Annotated in this window: 12 protein-coding genes; 3 read left to right on the plus strand and 9 right to left on the minus strand. The window is 65.0% G+C overall.

The features are described 5' to 3' along the window. Position 1: 1 nt before the first annotated feature. The 6 genes from oppB to hisS form a co-directional block, all read right to left on the minus strand. The gene (gene oppB, locus GLR48_RS01845) at positions 2–919 is read right to left on the minus strand and encodes an oligopeptide ABC transporter permease OppB (protein ID WP_237058164.1); all 918 of its coding nucleotides are present in this window, start codon (positions 917–919) and stop codon (positions 2–4) included. Positions 920–987: 68 nt separating this feature from the next. Beyond that, positions 988–2,610 (minus strand): peptide ABC transporter substrate-binding protein, encoded by a 1,623-nt coding sequence (locus GLR48_RS01850; protein WP_237058165.1) that lies wholly within the window; start codon positions 2,608–2,610, stop codon positions 988–990. Positions 2,611–2,848: 238 nt separating this feature from the next. After that, positions 2,849–3,616 carry a glycoside hydrolase family 25 protein gene (locus GLR48_RS01855; RefSeq protein WP_237058168.1) on the minus strand — a complete coding sequence of 256 codons (768 nt, stop codon included), beginning with the start codon at positions 3,614–3,616 and terminating at the stop codon, positions 2,849–2,851. A 430-nt stretch (positions 3,617–4,046) separates the two neighbouring features. Continuing rightward, the gene (hisG, locus tag GLR48_RS01860; RefSeq protein ID WP_237064294.1) at positions 4,047–4,739 is read right to left on the minus strand and encodes an ATP phosphoribosyltransferase; all 693 of its coding nucleotides are present in this window, start codon (positions 4,737–4,739) and stop codon (positions 4,047–4,049) included. Continuing rightward, complete coding sequence (locus tag GLR48_RS01865; protein WP_237058169.1) at positions 4,736–5,815, minus strand: ATP phosphoribosyltransferase regulatory subunit; 1,080 nt, start codon at positions 5,813–5,815, stop codon at positions 4,736–4,738. The genes hisG and GLR48_RS01865 overlap by 4 nt, the downstream gene beginning before the upstream one ends. After that, positions 5,812–7,290: a histidine--tRNA ligase gene (gene hisS, locus GLR48_RS01870; RefSeq protein WP_237058171.1), complete on the minus strand. Its 1,479-nt coding sequence runs from the start codon at positions 7,288–7,290 to the stop codon at positions 5,812–5,814. The genes GLR48_RS01865 and hisS overlap by 4 nt, the downstream gene beginning before the upstream one ends. A 219-nt stretch (positions 7,291–7,509) precedes the next feature. On the opposite strand from hisS, the gene GLR48_RS01875 reads away from it, so the two are divergent. Continuing rightward, positions 7,510–7,713 carry a SlyX family protein gene (locus GLR48_RS01875; RefSeq protein WP_237058173.1) on the plus strand — a complete coding sequence of 68 codons (204 nt, stop codon included), beginning with the start codon at positions 7,510–7,512 and terminating at the stop codon, positions 7,711–7,713. A gap of 70 nt (positions 7,714–7,783) precedes the next feature. Here the strand turns inward: GLR48_RS01875 and GLR48_RS01880 are convergent, their stop codons facing one another. From GLR48_RS01880 to dnaE, 3 genes are all read right to left on the minus strand, one after another. After that, positions 7,784–8,437 carry an NAD(P)H-binding protein gene (locus GLR48_RS01880; RefSeq protein ID WP_237058175.1) on the minus strand — a complete coding sequence of 218 codons (654 nt, stop codon included), beginning with the start codon at positions 8,435–8,437 and terminating at the stop codon, positions 7,784–7,786. Between the two features lie 60 nt (positions 8,438–8,497). Continuing rightward, positions 8,498–9,064, minus strand: coding sequence for a hypothetical protein (locus GLR48_RS01885; RefSeq protein WP_237058177.1), 567 nt, complete (start codon positions 9,062–9,064; stop codon positions 8,498–8,500). A 68-nt stretch (positions 9,065–9,132) separates the two neighbouring features. Continuing rightward, positions 9,133–12,633: a DNA polymerase III subunit alpha gene (gene dnaE, locus GLR48_RS01890; protein WP_237058179.1), complete on the minus strand. Its 3,501-nt coding sequence runs from the start codon at positions 12,631–12,633 to the stop codon at positions 9,133–9,135. A 102-nt stretch (positions 12,634–12,735) separates the two neighbouring features. Here dnaE and GLR48_RS01895 point away from each other — a divergent pair, with 102 nt between their 5' ends. Beyond that, complete coding sequence (locus tag GLR48_RS01895) at positions 12,736–13,080, plus strand: ArsR/SmtB family transcription factor (protein ID WP_237058181.1); 345 nt, start codon at positions 12,736–12,738, stop codon at positions 13,078–13,080. Continuing rightward, on the plus strand, positions 13,070–13,549 hold the full coding sequence (locus GLR48_RS01900) for an SRPBCC domain-containing protein (RefSeq protein ID WP_237058183.1): 480 nt from the start codon (positions 13,070–13,072) through the stop codon (positions 13,547–13,549). The genes GLR48_RS01895 and GLR48_RS01900 overlap by 11 nt, the downstream gene beginning before the upstream one ends. Positions 13,550–14,001 lie beyond the last annotated feature (452 nt).

The following is a 14,001-nucleotide window of genomic DNA, read 5'->3' on the forward strand; positions in this document are numbered from 1 at the left end:
GTCAGTACCTGATCTTGGGGTCGATGTACCCGTAGAGGATGTCGACCACGAGGTTGAAGGCGATCGTCAGCGCGCCGACGAGGATCGTGACCCCCATCATCACCGCGTAATCGCGGTTCAACGCGCTGTCCACGAAGGCCTTGCCGATGCCGCCGGTGGAAAAATAGATATCCACGACGACAGACCCGGTGATCATCGCCACAAAAGCCGGGCCGAGGTAGGAGATCACCGGCAGCATCGCGGGCTTCAGCGCGTGGCGCAGGATCACGCGGCGTTCCGGCAGACCCTTGGCGCGGGCGGTGCGGATGTGGTTCGACGTCAGCACCTCCAGCATGCTCGACCGGGTGATCCGCGCGATGGACGCCATGAAGGACGTCGACAGCGCGATCACCGGCATGATCCAGTATTCCGGCCCCTGCCAGCCGCCGCCGGGCAACCAGCCCAGCCAAAGGGTGAAGACCAGCACGAGGATCGGCGCCATGACGAAGTTCGGCAGCACCTGCGCGCCGATCGACACGCCGACGGCGGCATAATCCACGGCAGAGTTGTGGCGGATCGCTGCGACGACGCCGAGGCTGACCCCGGCGATGACGGCCACGGCGAACGACAGCAGGCCATAGGTCAGCGTGATGGGAAAGCCCTGCGCGATGATCTGGTTCACCGTGCGGTCCTTGTAAACGAAGCTTGGCCCGAAATCGAAGGCCGAGACGATGTTCCAGACGTAGGTCACGATCTGCCGCCACAGCGGCTGGTCCAGCCCGTATTTCGCGTTCAGGTTCGCCAGCACTTCGGGCGGCAACTGCCGTTCGGCGGTAAAGGGACCGCCGGGGGCGGAGTGCATCAGCACGAAGGACACCACGATCAGGACAAGCAGCGTCGGGATCGCGATGGCGATGCGTTTCAATGTGTAAGACAGCAAATCCGGGACTTTCGGAAGGGGTCGGGGTCAGACGGGCCACCTACTGCGATGGTGGCCCGTCCGCAATGTCACTCTTCGGCGGCGACGCGGTACAGATCCTTGCCATACCAGGTATTCTGCACGTTGTTCTGCGGCAGACCCTTGATGACGGGGTTGATCATGTCGACCTTGGCGTAGTGATAGATCGGGATGATCGGCATCTCGTCGGCCAGCAGCGCCTCGGCCTCTTTATACAGCGGCTGCGGATCAGCGGCGGTTTTCGAGTCCGCCATGATCTTGTCGTACTGGTCGTTGAACCACTGGCCGTTGTTGTGACCCGAGTAGGAGGTCATCAGGTCGAGGTAGGTCGACGCCTCGTTGTAGTCGCCGCACCAAGCATAGCGCGCCATGTCGAAGTCCTGGTTCTGCATCCGGTCCGTGTGGATCTTCCACTCGTAGTTGTCGAGTTCCGCGTTCACGCCGATCGCCTTCAGCATCTGCGACGCGGCAATCGCGATCTTCTTGTGACTGTCGTCTGTGTTGTATTGCAGACGCAGGGTCAGGGGGTTGTCGGGACCGTAACCGGCCTCTTGCATCAACTCCTTGGCCTTCGCGATCCGCTCGGCCTGATCCATGTCGTCGGCATAGGCGATATGCGGACGCTCGAAATCGGCGATGGCCCAATGGGTCCAGTTATAGGCCGCTTTCTGGCCGCCCTGCAGGATGCGGTCCACGATCACGTCGCGGTCGATGGCAAAGGACATCGCCTGACGCACGCGCTTGTCCTTCAGCGCCTCCGGACCCTTCTCGCCCACGTTCAGCATGTAGATGTAGGAACAGTTGTAGGGGGTGGAGATCGCCTGATCGGGATATTCTTCCTTCAGACGCGGATACTGGCCTGCGGGGATCTGCACCCGGTCCAGTTCGCCCGCGAGGTAGCGGGTCAGCGCCTGATTGTTGTCGTTGATGGTCAGCGCGGTCAGCGTCTCCATCACCGTGTTCTCGGCGTCCCAGTAGGTGTCGTTCTTGGTCATCACGACCCGCTCGCCCAGCTGATGCTCTGTCAAGTTGTAGGCGCCGTTGCCGACCAGATTGCCGGGTTGGGTCCAGTTGTCGCCGAATTCCTCGACCACGGACTGCAGGATCGGGAAGGTCGAGCCATGGACCAGCATCTGCGGAAAATAAGGCAGTGGCGTGATGATCTTGACCTCGAGCGTGTGGTCGTCGATGGCCTTCACGCCCAGCTGGTCGGTGGGCATGTCGCCGGCGATGACCGCGGCGGCATTTTCGACCTGCATCAGTTCCATGTACCACGCGTATTCCGACGCGGTCGCGGGATCGGCCAGACGGCGCCAGCTGTAGACGAAGTCCTGCGCCGTGACCGGTTCACCGTTCGACCACTTCGCGGTGTCGCGCAGGTTGAAGGTATAGGTCAGGCCGTCGTCGGACAGGGTATGGTCCAGCGCCACGCCCGGTGTCAGGTTGCCGTCGCCGTCCTCGTTGTACAGCCCTTCGAACAAGTTGCGCAGGATGTCAGAGCCTTCGACATCGGTGTTGATCTGCGGGTCCATCGACTTGATCGCGTCCAGCAGCCAGAAGGTATAGGTCTGCTCGTCCGCCAGCGTGACGCCGTCCGGCACGGAGGCCGCATGGGCCGAGGCGGCGAGGCCTACGGCAATGGCCGTCGAGGCGAGGAATGTTCTCATTTTCATAAGGGTTCTCCGGGCATGGTTTGATTTTGGGCGGTTCGCAGCGAACCGGATGCGGCAATCAACCCATGGTGGACACAAGATGCAATGGTTGACTTGACGGCAATGCCACGATGCGCGGGACCCCGCGCCTGACGCAATAGGCCCGCGCCACCAAACGGTCACGCATCCTGTCCGCACTAAAGACAGGCGGTCCAGCATAGGTGCGACCCGACAGCGCCTCAGGCGCTGTGCCGCTGCGTCATTCGATCCACTTCGCCCATTGCGACGGTGATCCGGCAAAGGCGTTGATATCGACGGGCCGCGCGAACCCCGGCACGACGCCGGTGCCGGTGTATTGCCAGAACGACCAGCCTTCGCCGGGATAGCGTTCCGACGGGTGGGCGGCGACGGACCGCAGCCAGAACTGGGTGCGCGGCAGTTGTCCCAGCCCGGTCTGGTGATAGAAATCCGGCGTCGTATAGACCAGCGGTCGCTTGCCGTAGTGGCGTTCCAGCATGTCGAGGAACAGGGTCGCCTCGGCCCGCACCTCTGCCCCGGACGGGCGTCTGGTGCAGCTGCGCGACTGGTGGTTCCATTCCAGATCCAGCACCGGCGGCAGCGCCGACGGGTCGCGCGGCACGTTGCGGATGAACCATTCCGCCTGCTCGCGCGCGGACCGGCAGAAATAATAGAAGTGATAGGCCCCCTGCCGCACCCCGGCCGCCGCAGCGCCGGTGCGGTAGGTGTGGAACATCGGATCGGCCAGATCGCCGCCCTCTGTCGCCTTGATGTAGGCGAACGAAATGCCGGAGGCCCGCGCGGCGCGCCAGTCGACGTTACCCTGGTACCGCGACACGTCGACACCGTGGATCGGATAGAACGACGGCTGGCGTCCGACATTGTCATGCGGCTTGACGTCCGCAAATGACGGATAGGACACCGGCGCCGCGCGGCTGACCTGCGCCGTCCGGCCACCGCACCCCGCCAACAGGACCGCACAGAGCATCAGGGTGGTAAATGACCGCATCACGGCTCCTGCAAACAAGGCGAATTCAACACGGACACAACCGCACGCGCCCCGGTCCAAGTCAACCACGCGATGACCCCGCCGGGCCCGCGCACGGCAGAAAACTGCGCTTTGCCAAAAGAAGCGGACGTTCTGGGGGGCCCGCCGCGTTATCCTGCCGCAGATCACCGATGCAAAGGCTCTCGCCATGTGCCGAACGCCGCGCTGCGCACCTTCACCGGGGCGGGCATATCAGGGGGCGCGACAAGCGATTGCCGGCTTTATCTGCCAAAGAAGACCGGCCAGACTTATCGCGGCATCCAGACCTGCACCGATACCTCCAGCGGCACGCCGTCCACATGGCCCGCGACGGTGACGCTCGACGGGCTGCTGGCCTTGAGCGCAGGCGCAGCGCAGGTGCGGCGCAGTCGTTCCGGTTCTGCCTTGGCGACTAAAGCCCCAGCCGCGCCTCCAGCGCCTTGAAGGTCAGACGCTGTTCGGTGCTCCAGTCGCGGCGGGACGTGCGGAACAGCGTCGCCTGGCTCGCGTGGATCATCCCGTCGCTGAGGATCTTCAGGCCGTTCGCCCGCAGGGTCTCCCCGGTCGAGGTGATGTCGGCAATCGCCTCTGCCGTCTCGTTCTTGACGGTGCCTTCGGTGGCGCCCTGACTGTCGATCAGCGCGTAATCCGCGACCCCCGCCTGTTTCAGGAAATCGCGCACCAGCCGGTGGTATTTCGTGGCGATCCGCAACCGGTGACCGTGCCGCGCCCGGAATGCCGACGCCGCCGCATCAAGATCGTCAAGCGTATCCACATCGACCCAGGCCTGCGGCACGGCAATGATCAGGTCCGCCCCGCCAAAGCCCAGCAGCGCCACCTCGCGCACCGTGTTTTCCCAGTTCACCAGCTTTTCGCGCACGAGGTCGGACCCGGTCACACCCATCTGGATGCGCCCCGCCGCTAGTTCGCGCGGGATCTCGCCCGCACTCAGCAGCACCAGTTCGACGCCGTCGATCCCGTCGACGGCACCCGCATATTCCCGCTCGCTGCCGGACTTGCGCAGGGTCACGCCGCGGTTGCCGAACCACTGGAATGTCTTTTCCATCAGCCGCCCCTTGGACGGCACACCCAGTTTCAGCATCAGACCATCCCCCGCACGGCCAGCACCAGATCGGGCCGGATGACACCACCGACCGCAGGCACGGCGTTTCCGTCACCCAGACGTGCCGTCAGCGCGTCATAGCGTCCGCCCGTCGCCACCGGCGGCAGGTTCGGATCGGCGGCGTAGAACCCGAAGACGAAGCCGTCGTAATATTCCAGCGACGTGCGGCCATAGCTGCCCTCGAACTCCAGCGCGCTGACGTCGACGCCATAATCCTCCAGCGCATCCAGCCGCGCGTTCAGCCGCATCACGGCGGGACCGATGGCGGGCATGTCCACGGCGATATCGCGCAGCTGACTCAGCACGTGATCCGAGGTTTCGCGCAGGCCCAGCAGCGTATCGAGCAAGGCCAGCTCCTCGCTGCTGATCGGCGGGGTCGCAGCGTCGGCGCGCAGGGTCGCGATGCGGTCCGCAACCTCGGTCCGGCTGCGTTTGCCGATGTCCGGCCCGGCGGTGGCAAAGGGATCGGCGGCCGCCAGCAGCGCCGCGCGCGTCGGCGGCACAGGCGAGCGTCCGCCAAAGCGGTCCAGCAGCGTGCGGAACCGCCGCGGCCGCCAGATGTGCCGCGCCAGCGCCGCCTTGCGCGCATCTGATGTGCGCAGCCCGGCGACGGCGGCCATCAGGATGCCGATATCCCCCGTGGCCGCCCGCAGCGGCAGATCGCCCAGCGCGTCACGGATCGCGGCAAAGACCTCTGCATCGGCCAGCGCGGGATTGGTGCCGTCAAAGACCTCGTAGCCGACCTGCACGAATTCGCTCAGGCGGTCAGGGGCATTGTCCTGCTTGCGGAACACCTTGCCCGCATAGGTATAACGGGCGGGTTCGGCGTGGCTTTCCATGTGCATCTGCACCACGGGCACGGTGAAGTCGGGCCGCAGCACCATCTCGCCGCGCACCGGATCGCTGGTCAGATAGGACCGGCCACGAATATCCTCGCCGTAAAGGTCCAGCAGCGTGTCCGCCGGTTGCAGCACGTCGGTCTGCACGATCACCGCGTCGCGCGCGGCAAAGAGGTCGCGCAAACGGTCCGCCTCGGCCAGTTGAGCGGCGAGGGTCACGCCTGATCCGCCAGCATCTTTTGCACCTCGACCACAAGGTCGGCCAGCGGCACTTCCTTCTGGCTCGGGCGGTCTTTCCATTCCTCCAGCGTGGCGTTTTCAGCCAGCTGCTTGCCAAGGATCAGGTCCTTGATCTGCACGACACCCCGGTCGAATTCATCGCCCCCCGCGATCACGGCGACTGGGGAGTTGCGTTTATCCGCATATTTCAACTGGTTGCCGAAGTTCTTCGGATTGCCCAGATAGACCTCTGCCCGGATGCCCGCGTTGCGCAGATCGGCAACCATCGTCTGATAATCCGCCATCCGCGCCTTCTCCATGACGGTCACGACGACGGGGCCTGCGTCGGTCGTATCCAGCCGCCCCGTCGCATGCAGCGCCGCCAGCAAGCGGTCGACGCCGATGGACACACCCGTCGCCGGCACCGCCTGCCCGGTGAACCGCTTGACCAGATCGTCATACCGCCCGCCACCCGCGACAGAGCCGAAGTTGCGCACGTTGCCCTTTTCGTCGGTGACCTCGAAGGTCAGCTCCGCCTCGAACACCGGCCCGGTGTAATAGCCGAGGCCGCGCACGACGGAAGGGTCGATGACGATGCGGTCGGGGCCGTAACCTTGGGCGGCCAGCAGATCGGCGATGGTTTGAAGCTCTTCCACACCCTCGGCGCCTGTGTCCGATCCCGTCACAAGCGTCGCCAACCGACCCAGAGTCTCTGCGTTGTCGCCGGCCAAGGCTGCGACGAAATCAAGCACGACCTGCGCCTGTGCGTCGCCCAGCCCTGCCCCCTTCGTCACATCCCCGCTTTCGTCGCGGCGCCCCTCGCCCAGAAGCGCGCGGACACCGTCCACGCCCAGCCGGTCCAGCTTGTCGATGGCGCGCAACACGATGCCGCGCTCGGCTTCCTTGTCGTCGCCTGACAGGCCCGCCACCTCCAGCACGCCGTTCAGGACTTTGCGGTTGTTCACGCGGATCACGTAGTCGCCGCGCTTGATCCCCACGGCCTCCAGCGTATCCGAAAGCATCGCGCAGATCTCGGCGTCCGCGGCGACAGACGGCGCGCCCACCGTATCGGCGTCGCATTGATAAAACTGGCGAAACCGCCCCGGACCGGGCTTTTCGTTGCGCCAGACCGGCCCCATCGCATAGCGGCGATAGGGGCTTGGCAGATCGTTGCGATACTGCGCCGCGACCCGCGCCAGCGGTGCTGTCAGGTCGTAGCGCAGTGCCAGCCAGTCGGCGTCCTCTTCCCAGGCAAAGACCCCCTCGTTCGGCCGGTCCACGTCGGGCAGGAACTTGCCAAGCGCCTCGACCGTCTCGACCCCGCTCGTCTCCAAGGGATCGAAGCCATAGCGATGATAGACCGCGGCGATCTTGCGCAGCATCTCGGTGCGCTGCGTGACCTCGGCACCGAAATAATCGCGAAAGCCCTTGGGCGTCTCGGCCTTGGGGCGCGGGGTCTTCTTGTCCTTGGCCATGATGGTCCTCTGGCTGCGGGGGATCTTGTGGCGCGACATAACCTGCGCCCGCCTGCGGGGCAAGGACGCGGCGCTTTGCATCGCAAAACCTCAATGTTTCGCATGCGAAACATATTATGTAAAATAGATCAGCGAAATGAACGGGTTATTCACATGCGCCACCGATCCTGCCGCAACGGGCAGTGGCGCCCCCTGCCGCGGTGCGCTAGACCTTTGCCCATGACCGATATCATGCGCCTCGAAGAACAGATCGCCCACCTGACCCGCCTGGTCGAAGACCTGAGCGATGTCGTCGCCCGTCAGGACCGCGCCATCGACACGGCGACCCGCCGGATCGAGATGCTGATGCAGCGCGAGGCCACCCGCGAGGCTGACGCCGGCGGCACGGTCCCGCTTGGCGACCAGCGCCCGCCGCACTGGTAGCCCCTTCTTCTGGTCAAAAATACTTCGGGGGAGGCGCAGCCGGGGGCAGAGCCCCCAGCCACGCCCGTCATCAGCGCACCATCGCCGCAACGGCCTGCGGCAGGGGCATGTCACCGTCGGTCAGCTCCAGCGCCTCCTGCCGGATGCCGGGCGCATCGACCAGTTCGGCCAGCACGCCCGCCACGTGCCCGCGCGCCACGTCGCCATAGGCAATCGCACGGCCCAGCGTGACATGTCCGTCGCCATCATCGTCCTTCAGCGTGCCCGGGCGCAGCAGCACCCAGTCCAGATCGCTTGCGGCGATCGCCACGTCGGCGCGCTTTTTCTGGGTCATATAGTGCTCGAACCCCGCGCCCAGATCCTGCGTCCGCCCCGCCTCGGGAAAGACCGAGACGACCAGCAGGCGGCGGATGCCGTTGGCGCGGGCGGCGGCGAGCATCTTGATCGGGCCGTCGCCGTCGATAACGGTCGCCCGGTCCTGCCCGGACCCGGCGGCACCGGCTGAAAAGACCACGACATCGGCACCTTTCAGCGCCGCGGTCATTGCGGCCTCGTCCATCTGCATCAGGTCACCGGCGACGGGGGTCACACCCTTCGCGCGCAGGTCGTCCGCCTGTTCGGGCTTGCGGTGCAACCCGCTGACGGTATGGCCGCGGTCCTGCAGCAACGGGATCAGGCGCTGACCGACGCCGCCGGTCGCGCCGATGATAAAGACGTGGGCCATGGGATGTTTCTTGATCTGGTTTGACCCGGCACAATGGCTTTGCTGCGGGATTGTTCCGCCTCAGCGTTCGTCGCCCGCTTCGGCCACGACGCCTTCGTGCAGCAGGTATTCGACCCAGGTGTCGCTGTCGGAAAACGACGGATAGGCGGTGACGAAGACCGTCCGGCGGCTGAGTGCGTCAAGCTTCGCACCGCAGGGTTGGCCGGACGGGGCGCCGCAATAGGCGGCCTTGATGACCTCGTAGGTCTTGTCCGTATCGGAATAGGGGCGCTTGTTCGTCGGCTGGTAGCGGACGCCTTCGTGGGTCGCCGCGTCACCCATCAGCACGAGGGCGGCGGTGAACTGACGCAGGCAACCGTCGGTGAAGCCGTCGATGTAATGCGCCCGCTGGGCCGTGCTGCTGGGGTTGGTGTCATAGACCGTATAGCCCGCCGCGGTCACCACGGGTTTGCCGAGGCTCGCGGCGCTGACGCCGCAGGTCGTGTCGATCCGGCCAAAGGGCAATCCGGCCCCGGGCGCCACCTGCCCCGCGTCCACGTCACTGTTGACGACGGGCGCGCCACCGCCGGTGCCGGCGCAGCCCGCGACGACAAGGCAAAGGATCAGACTGGTAAAACTGCGATGCATGGACAGACCCCGTTGGTGTCCGCCTGAATTAGCATCACCGCCGGTCAAAGCGAGTCCCTTTGACGGCACTAGGCGTCTTCCACCTCTATCACGCCACCCAGCGACCGCAGCGCGCCGCGGATCTGCGGATTGACCGGGAAGTCCTGCCCGAGGTCGAGTTCGACCTCGCCCGGCAGGTCCGGGTCCATCAGGCAGAAATAGATCGGCCCGCGCGCGCCCTTGACCTTGTCCCGGGTCGCGGCCTCGAGGATCGAGGCGACCGAGGGGATCGCGTCGGCGCAATCGAGGAAGACCCGCAGCCCGTTGGTGGTCGCGTCGACGACGGCGGTATCGATCGGACTGACAGAGCGGCCCAGCAGTTTCAGCTGGTCGGATTCCATCGTCGCCTCGACCTGGATCACGACCTGAGAGCCGGTTTCAAGATGCTCCCGGGCGACTTCCAGCGTGTCCGAAAACATGGTGACTTCGTATTGGCCGGTGGGGTCCGACAGCTGCACGAAGGCAAAGCGGTTGCCGCGCGCCGACTTGCGTTCCTGACGGCCCGACACGGTGCCGGCCATCTTGACGATGCAGGCGGCGCGTTCGGCCTTCACCAGCACCTCGTCCAGCGTCAGCACATTCTTGCGCTTCAAGGCGCCCATGTAGTCGTCGAGCGGGTGACCGGAGAGGTAGAAGCCGATGGCCTTGAACTCCTCGGCCAGACGCTCTGCCGGCAGCCAGTCGTCGCCGCCCGCGAGGCGCGGTTCGGGCAGGTCATCGCCGGCCTCGCCAAACAGGCTGACCTGATTGGACGACTTCTGGTCATGGATCGCGGCGGAATAGCCAACGAGCGCATCAAGGGAGGACATGACACGCCGTCGATTGGGGTCGAGGATATCAAATGCGCCCGCACGGGCCAGCATTTCCATCGGGCGCTTGCCGACGCGTTTCAGGTCGACCCGGCGGGCCACGTCGAAGAGGTTGACGAAGGGTTTGCCTGCGCGCCCTTCGACGACCAGCTTCATCGCCTCGACACCGACGTTCTTGAGCGCGCCCAGCGCATAGACCAGCTTGCCGTCCTTCACGTCGAAGGTCGCCATGGAGCGGTTCACGCAGGGCGGAATGTAGCCAAGGCCAAGACCCTTTTTCACTTCCTGAAAATAGACGCCCAGCTTGTCGGTCAGGTGGATATCGCAGTTCATCACGCCGGCCATGAATTCGACCGGGTGGTTCGCCTTCATCCAGGCGGTCTGATAGCTGACGACGGCGTAGGCCGCGGCGTGGGACTTGTTGAAGCCGTAGTTGGCGAATTTTTCCAGAAGGTCGAAGACCTCGCTCGCCTTCTTTTTATCCACGCCATTGGCCATCGCGCCCTTTTCGAACTTGGGGCGTTCCTTGGCCATCTCCTCGGCGATCTTCTTGCCCATGGCGCGGCGCAACAGGTCGGCGCCGCCAAGCGAGTACCCCGCCATGACCTGCGCGATCTGCATCACCTGTTCCTGATAGACGATGATGCCCTGGGTTTCCGCCAGCAGGTGGTCGATGGACGGGTGGACGGATTCGATCTCTCGCAACCCGTTCTTGACCTCGCAATAGACAGGGATGTTTTCCATCGGACCGGGACGGTAGAGGGCAACCAGCGCCACGATATCCTCGATACAGGTCGGCTTCATGCGCTTGAGCGCGTCCATCATGCCGCTGGATTCCACCTGAAAGACGGCGACGGTCTTGGCGGAGGCATAGAGCTTGTAGCTGGCCTCGTCGTCCAGCGGGATCGCCCCGATTTCATACTCAAAGCCTGCGGGCGGCTGGTAGAGTTCTGTGCCATCGGCAGCGTGGTTCAGGGGCCGCCCGGTCTTGCGCACCAGTTCGACGGCGTTCTGGATGACGGTCAGGGTCTTGAGGCCCAGAAAGTCGAATTTCACCAGACCGGCCTGTTCGACCCATTTCATGTTGAACTGGGTCGCGGGCATGTCGGACCGCGGGTCCTGATACAGCGGCACAAGCTCGTCTAGGGGCCGGTCGCCGATCACGACACCGGCGGCGTGGGTGGACGCGTTGCGCAGCAGCCCTTCGACCTGTTGCGCGTATTTCAGAAGGCGGTCGACGACTTCCTCGTTCTTCGCCTCTTCGCGCAGCCGCGGCTCGTCCGCCAGCGCCTTCTCGATCGAAACCGGTTTGACGCCTTCGACAGGGATCATCTTGGACAACCGGTCGACCTGACCGTAGGGCATCTGCAGCACGCGTCCCACGTCACGGACGGCGGCCTTGGACAGCAGGGCGCCGAAGGTGATGATCTGGCCGACCTTGTCGCGGCCATACTTCTCCTGCACGTAGCGGATCACTTCTTCGCGTCGGTCCATGCAGAAGTCGATGTCGAAGTCGGGCATGGAGACCCGTTCGGGATTGAGGAAACGTTCGAAAAGCAGAGAATAACGCAGCGGATCGAGGTCGGTGATCAAAAGAGCATAGGCGACCAGTGAACCGGCACCCGAACCACGACCCGGCCCCACGGGGATGCCGTTGTCCTTGGCCCATTTGATGAAATCGGCCACGATCAGGAAATAGCCGGGGAATCCCATGCCTTCGATGATGCCGAGTTCGAATTCCAGCCGCGCCTCATACTCCTCCACACTCACCGCGTGGGGGATAATCGACAGGCGGAATTTCAGCCCCTCCTGCGCCTGACGGCGCAACTCGGCCACCTCGTCGTCGGCGAATTTCGGCAGGATCGGCGCACGCTTGTAGACCTTGAAGGCGCAGCGCTTCGCGATCTCGATGGTGTTTTCCAGCGCTTCGGGCAGGTCAGCGAACAGGGTCGCCATCTCACGCTCGGACTTGAAGTAGTGCTGCGGCGTCAGACGCCTGCGCGGTTCGGACTGGTCGACATAGGACCCTTCGGAAATGCACAACAGCGCGTCATGCGCCTCGTACAGACCGGTCTTGGGGAAATAGACGTCGTTCGTGGCGACGATGGGCAGACCCTTGGCATAGGCCATCTCGATATGGCCCTGTTCGGACAGGGCCTCTGCCTCTGGCAGGCCGCCGCCGTCGGGGTGACGCTGCAGTTCGACATAAAGGCGGTCGCCAAAGAGGCTGTGCAGCGTGTCCAGCACCTGTTCGGCACGGGGCCGCTGGCCTTGCCGCAGCAGGCGCCCGACGGGGCCGTCGGGGCCACCGGTCAGACAGATTAGGCCGGTGTTGTGATGGCTCAGATCGTCGAAGTCGATCTGCGCCGCCTGCCCGCCATTGTCGAGGTAGGCGGCAGAGTTCAGCTTCATCAGGTTCAGATACCCCGCCTCGGTCTGCGCCAGCAGCACGATGGGGGCGGGATCGGGCGCGCGCTTGCCCGGTTCCGGCGTCACGTAGGCCAGCGACATCTGGCAGCCGATGATCGGCTGGATCCCCGCCTTGGAGGCATATTCGCTGAATTCGAGGGCGGCGAACATGTTGTTCGTGTCGGTCACGGCGACGGCGGGCATGCCTGCCGCCTCGGCCATGCCGGACAGCTTCTTGACAGGCACGGCGCCTTCCAGAAGGGAGTATTCCGTATGGACGCGCAGGTGGATGAATCGGGGGGATTGGGTCATGCGCCACCATAGGACGCGGGTCAGGCGGGGGAAAGCCGCTAACGCTTAGTCATAAAGCTAAGTTTATTGACACACCGCCGCGCCGGGTGCAGGATCGCTGCCATGACCATGCACCTCAATCAATTTTTCGCCGCCCTGTCGGACCCGACGCGCCGGGCTATCGTGGAACACCTGACGGCCGGGCCTGCGTCCGTCAGCGACCTCGCGGCCCCGCATCCGATGGCCCTGCCGACCTTCATGAAGCATCTGAAAGTGCTGGAACGGGCGGGCCTCGTGCAGACGATCAAGAAGGGCCGCGTCCGGACCTGCCATCTGGACGCGACACCGCTGGTGACGGCACAGGGCTGGATCGCGTGGCAGCGCAGCCTGTGGGAAACCCGGCTGGATCACTTGGACCAGCTGGCGCTCGCGCTGGACGCCGAAAAGGAAAGCGCCGATGACCGATGATCTGACCCTGAGCTTCACCCGCACGCTGGCCGCCTCGCCCGCCGCCGTCTGGCGCTGCTGGACCGAGCCGGAGCTGATCCGCCAGTGGTTTGCCCCCCGCCCGGTCGCAACCACCGCGGTCGAGATCAACCTGACCCCCGGCGGCACCTTCCGCACGGTGATGGAGGTGCCGGATCACGGCACGATGGCAGGCGACGCAGGCTGTATCCTCGTGGCGGACACCGACCGGCGGCTGGTCTGGACCAACGCGCTGGGACCGGGGTTCCGGCCCAACGCGATGGGCGACGGCCCCATGGATTTCGCCTTCACCGCCGAGATCCTGATTGCCGCCGCCCCCGGTGGCTGCACCTATACCGCGACTGTCATGCATGCGACGCCGCAGGCCGCCCATACCCACAAGGACATGGGCTTCTTCGACGGATGGGGCGCCGCCACCACGCAGCTGGAAGAGGTCGCGCGCGGCCTGTAATCGCGCGCCCCTTCTTCTGGTCAAAAATACTTCGGGGGAGGCCGCAGGCCGGGGGCAGCGCCCCCACTGCCCCCTCCATCCACGGGCATCCTGCGTCATTCGCGGGCTGGCCGCATGGGCAGCAGACCCCATGCCGCACCAGACCCGCTGATGACGCCGGGCGCGCAGCCCGTGGCCCACACTTTTCGCCAGTGCGTGCATGTCTCCTGATTGTCCTGTCGGCACCGAAAGGCACAAGCGCCCTCACCCTATGCTGAAAACGCGCAGGTTCCGCGCGCCTCGGACCGCAAAGACGCCTTGGCGGGCGGCAGCTGCGGTGCGGTGCAGTCTGGCCCCGACAGGATGACGTGACAGGCCACGGCGGCAGGCCCTGCGCCACAGGAACTGCCACGCGGGCGCCTGCGCCCTTGCCAAACGGGCCGCAAGCCGCTTTGGTGATCGAAACGGGGGCC

Source organism: Loktanella sp. M215 (assembly GCF_021735925.1).
Classification (GTDB): domain Bacteria; phylum Pseudomonadota; class Alphaproteobacteria; order Rhodobacterales; family Rhodobacteraceae; genus Loktanella.

Coding starts and splice junctions, on each gene's coding strand:
- GLR48_RS01850 (WP_237058165.1), bottom strand. CDS start 2,610: ATGAAAATGAGAACATTCCTCGCCTCGACGGCCATTGCCGTAGGCCTC.
- GLR48_RS01855 (WP_237058168.1), bottom strand. CDS start 3,616: ATGCGGTCATTTACCACCCTGATGCTCTGTGCGGTCCTGTTGGCGGGG.
- hisS (WP_237058171.1), bottom strand. CDS start 7,290: ATGGCCAAGGACAAGAAGACCCCGCGCCCCAAGGCCGAGACGCCCAAG.
- GLR48_RS01875 (WP_237058173.1), top strand. CDS start 7,510: ATGACCGATATCATGCGCCTCGAAGAACAGATCGCCCACCTGACCCGC.
- GLR48_RS01880 (WP_237058175.1), bottom strand. CDS start 8,437: ATGGCCCACGTCTTTATCATCGGCGCGACCGGCGGCGTCGGTCAGCGC.
- GLR48_RS01885 (WP_237058177.1), bottom strand. CDS start 9,064: ATGCATCGCAGTTTTACCAGTCTGATCCTTTGCCTTGTCGTCGCGGGC.
- dnaE (WP_237058179.1), bottom strand. CDS start 12,633: ATGACCCAATCCCCCCGATTCATCCACCTGCGCGTCCATACGGAATAC.
- GLR48_RS01895 (WP_237058181.1), top strand. CDS start 12,736: ATGACCATGCACCTCAATCAATTTTTCGCCGCCCTGTCGGACCCGACG.
- GLR48_RS01900 (WP_237058183.1), top strand. CDS start 13,070: ATGACCGATGATCTGACCCTGAGCTTCACCCGCACGCTGGCCGCCTCG.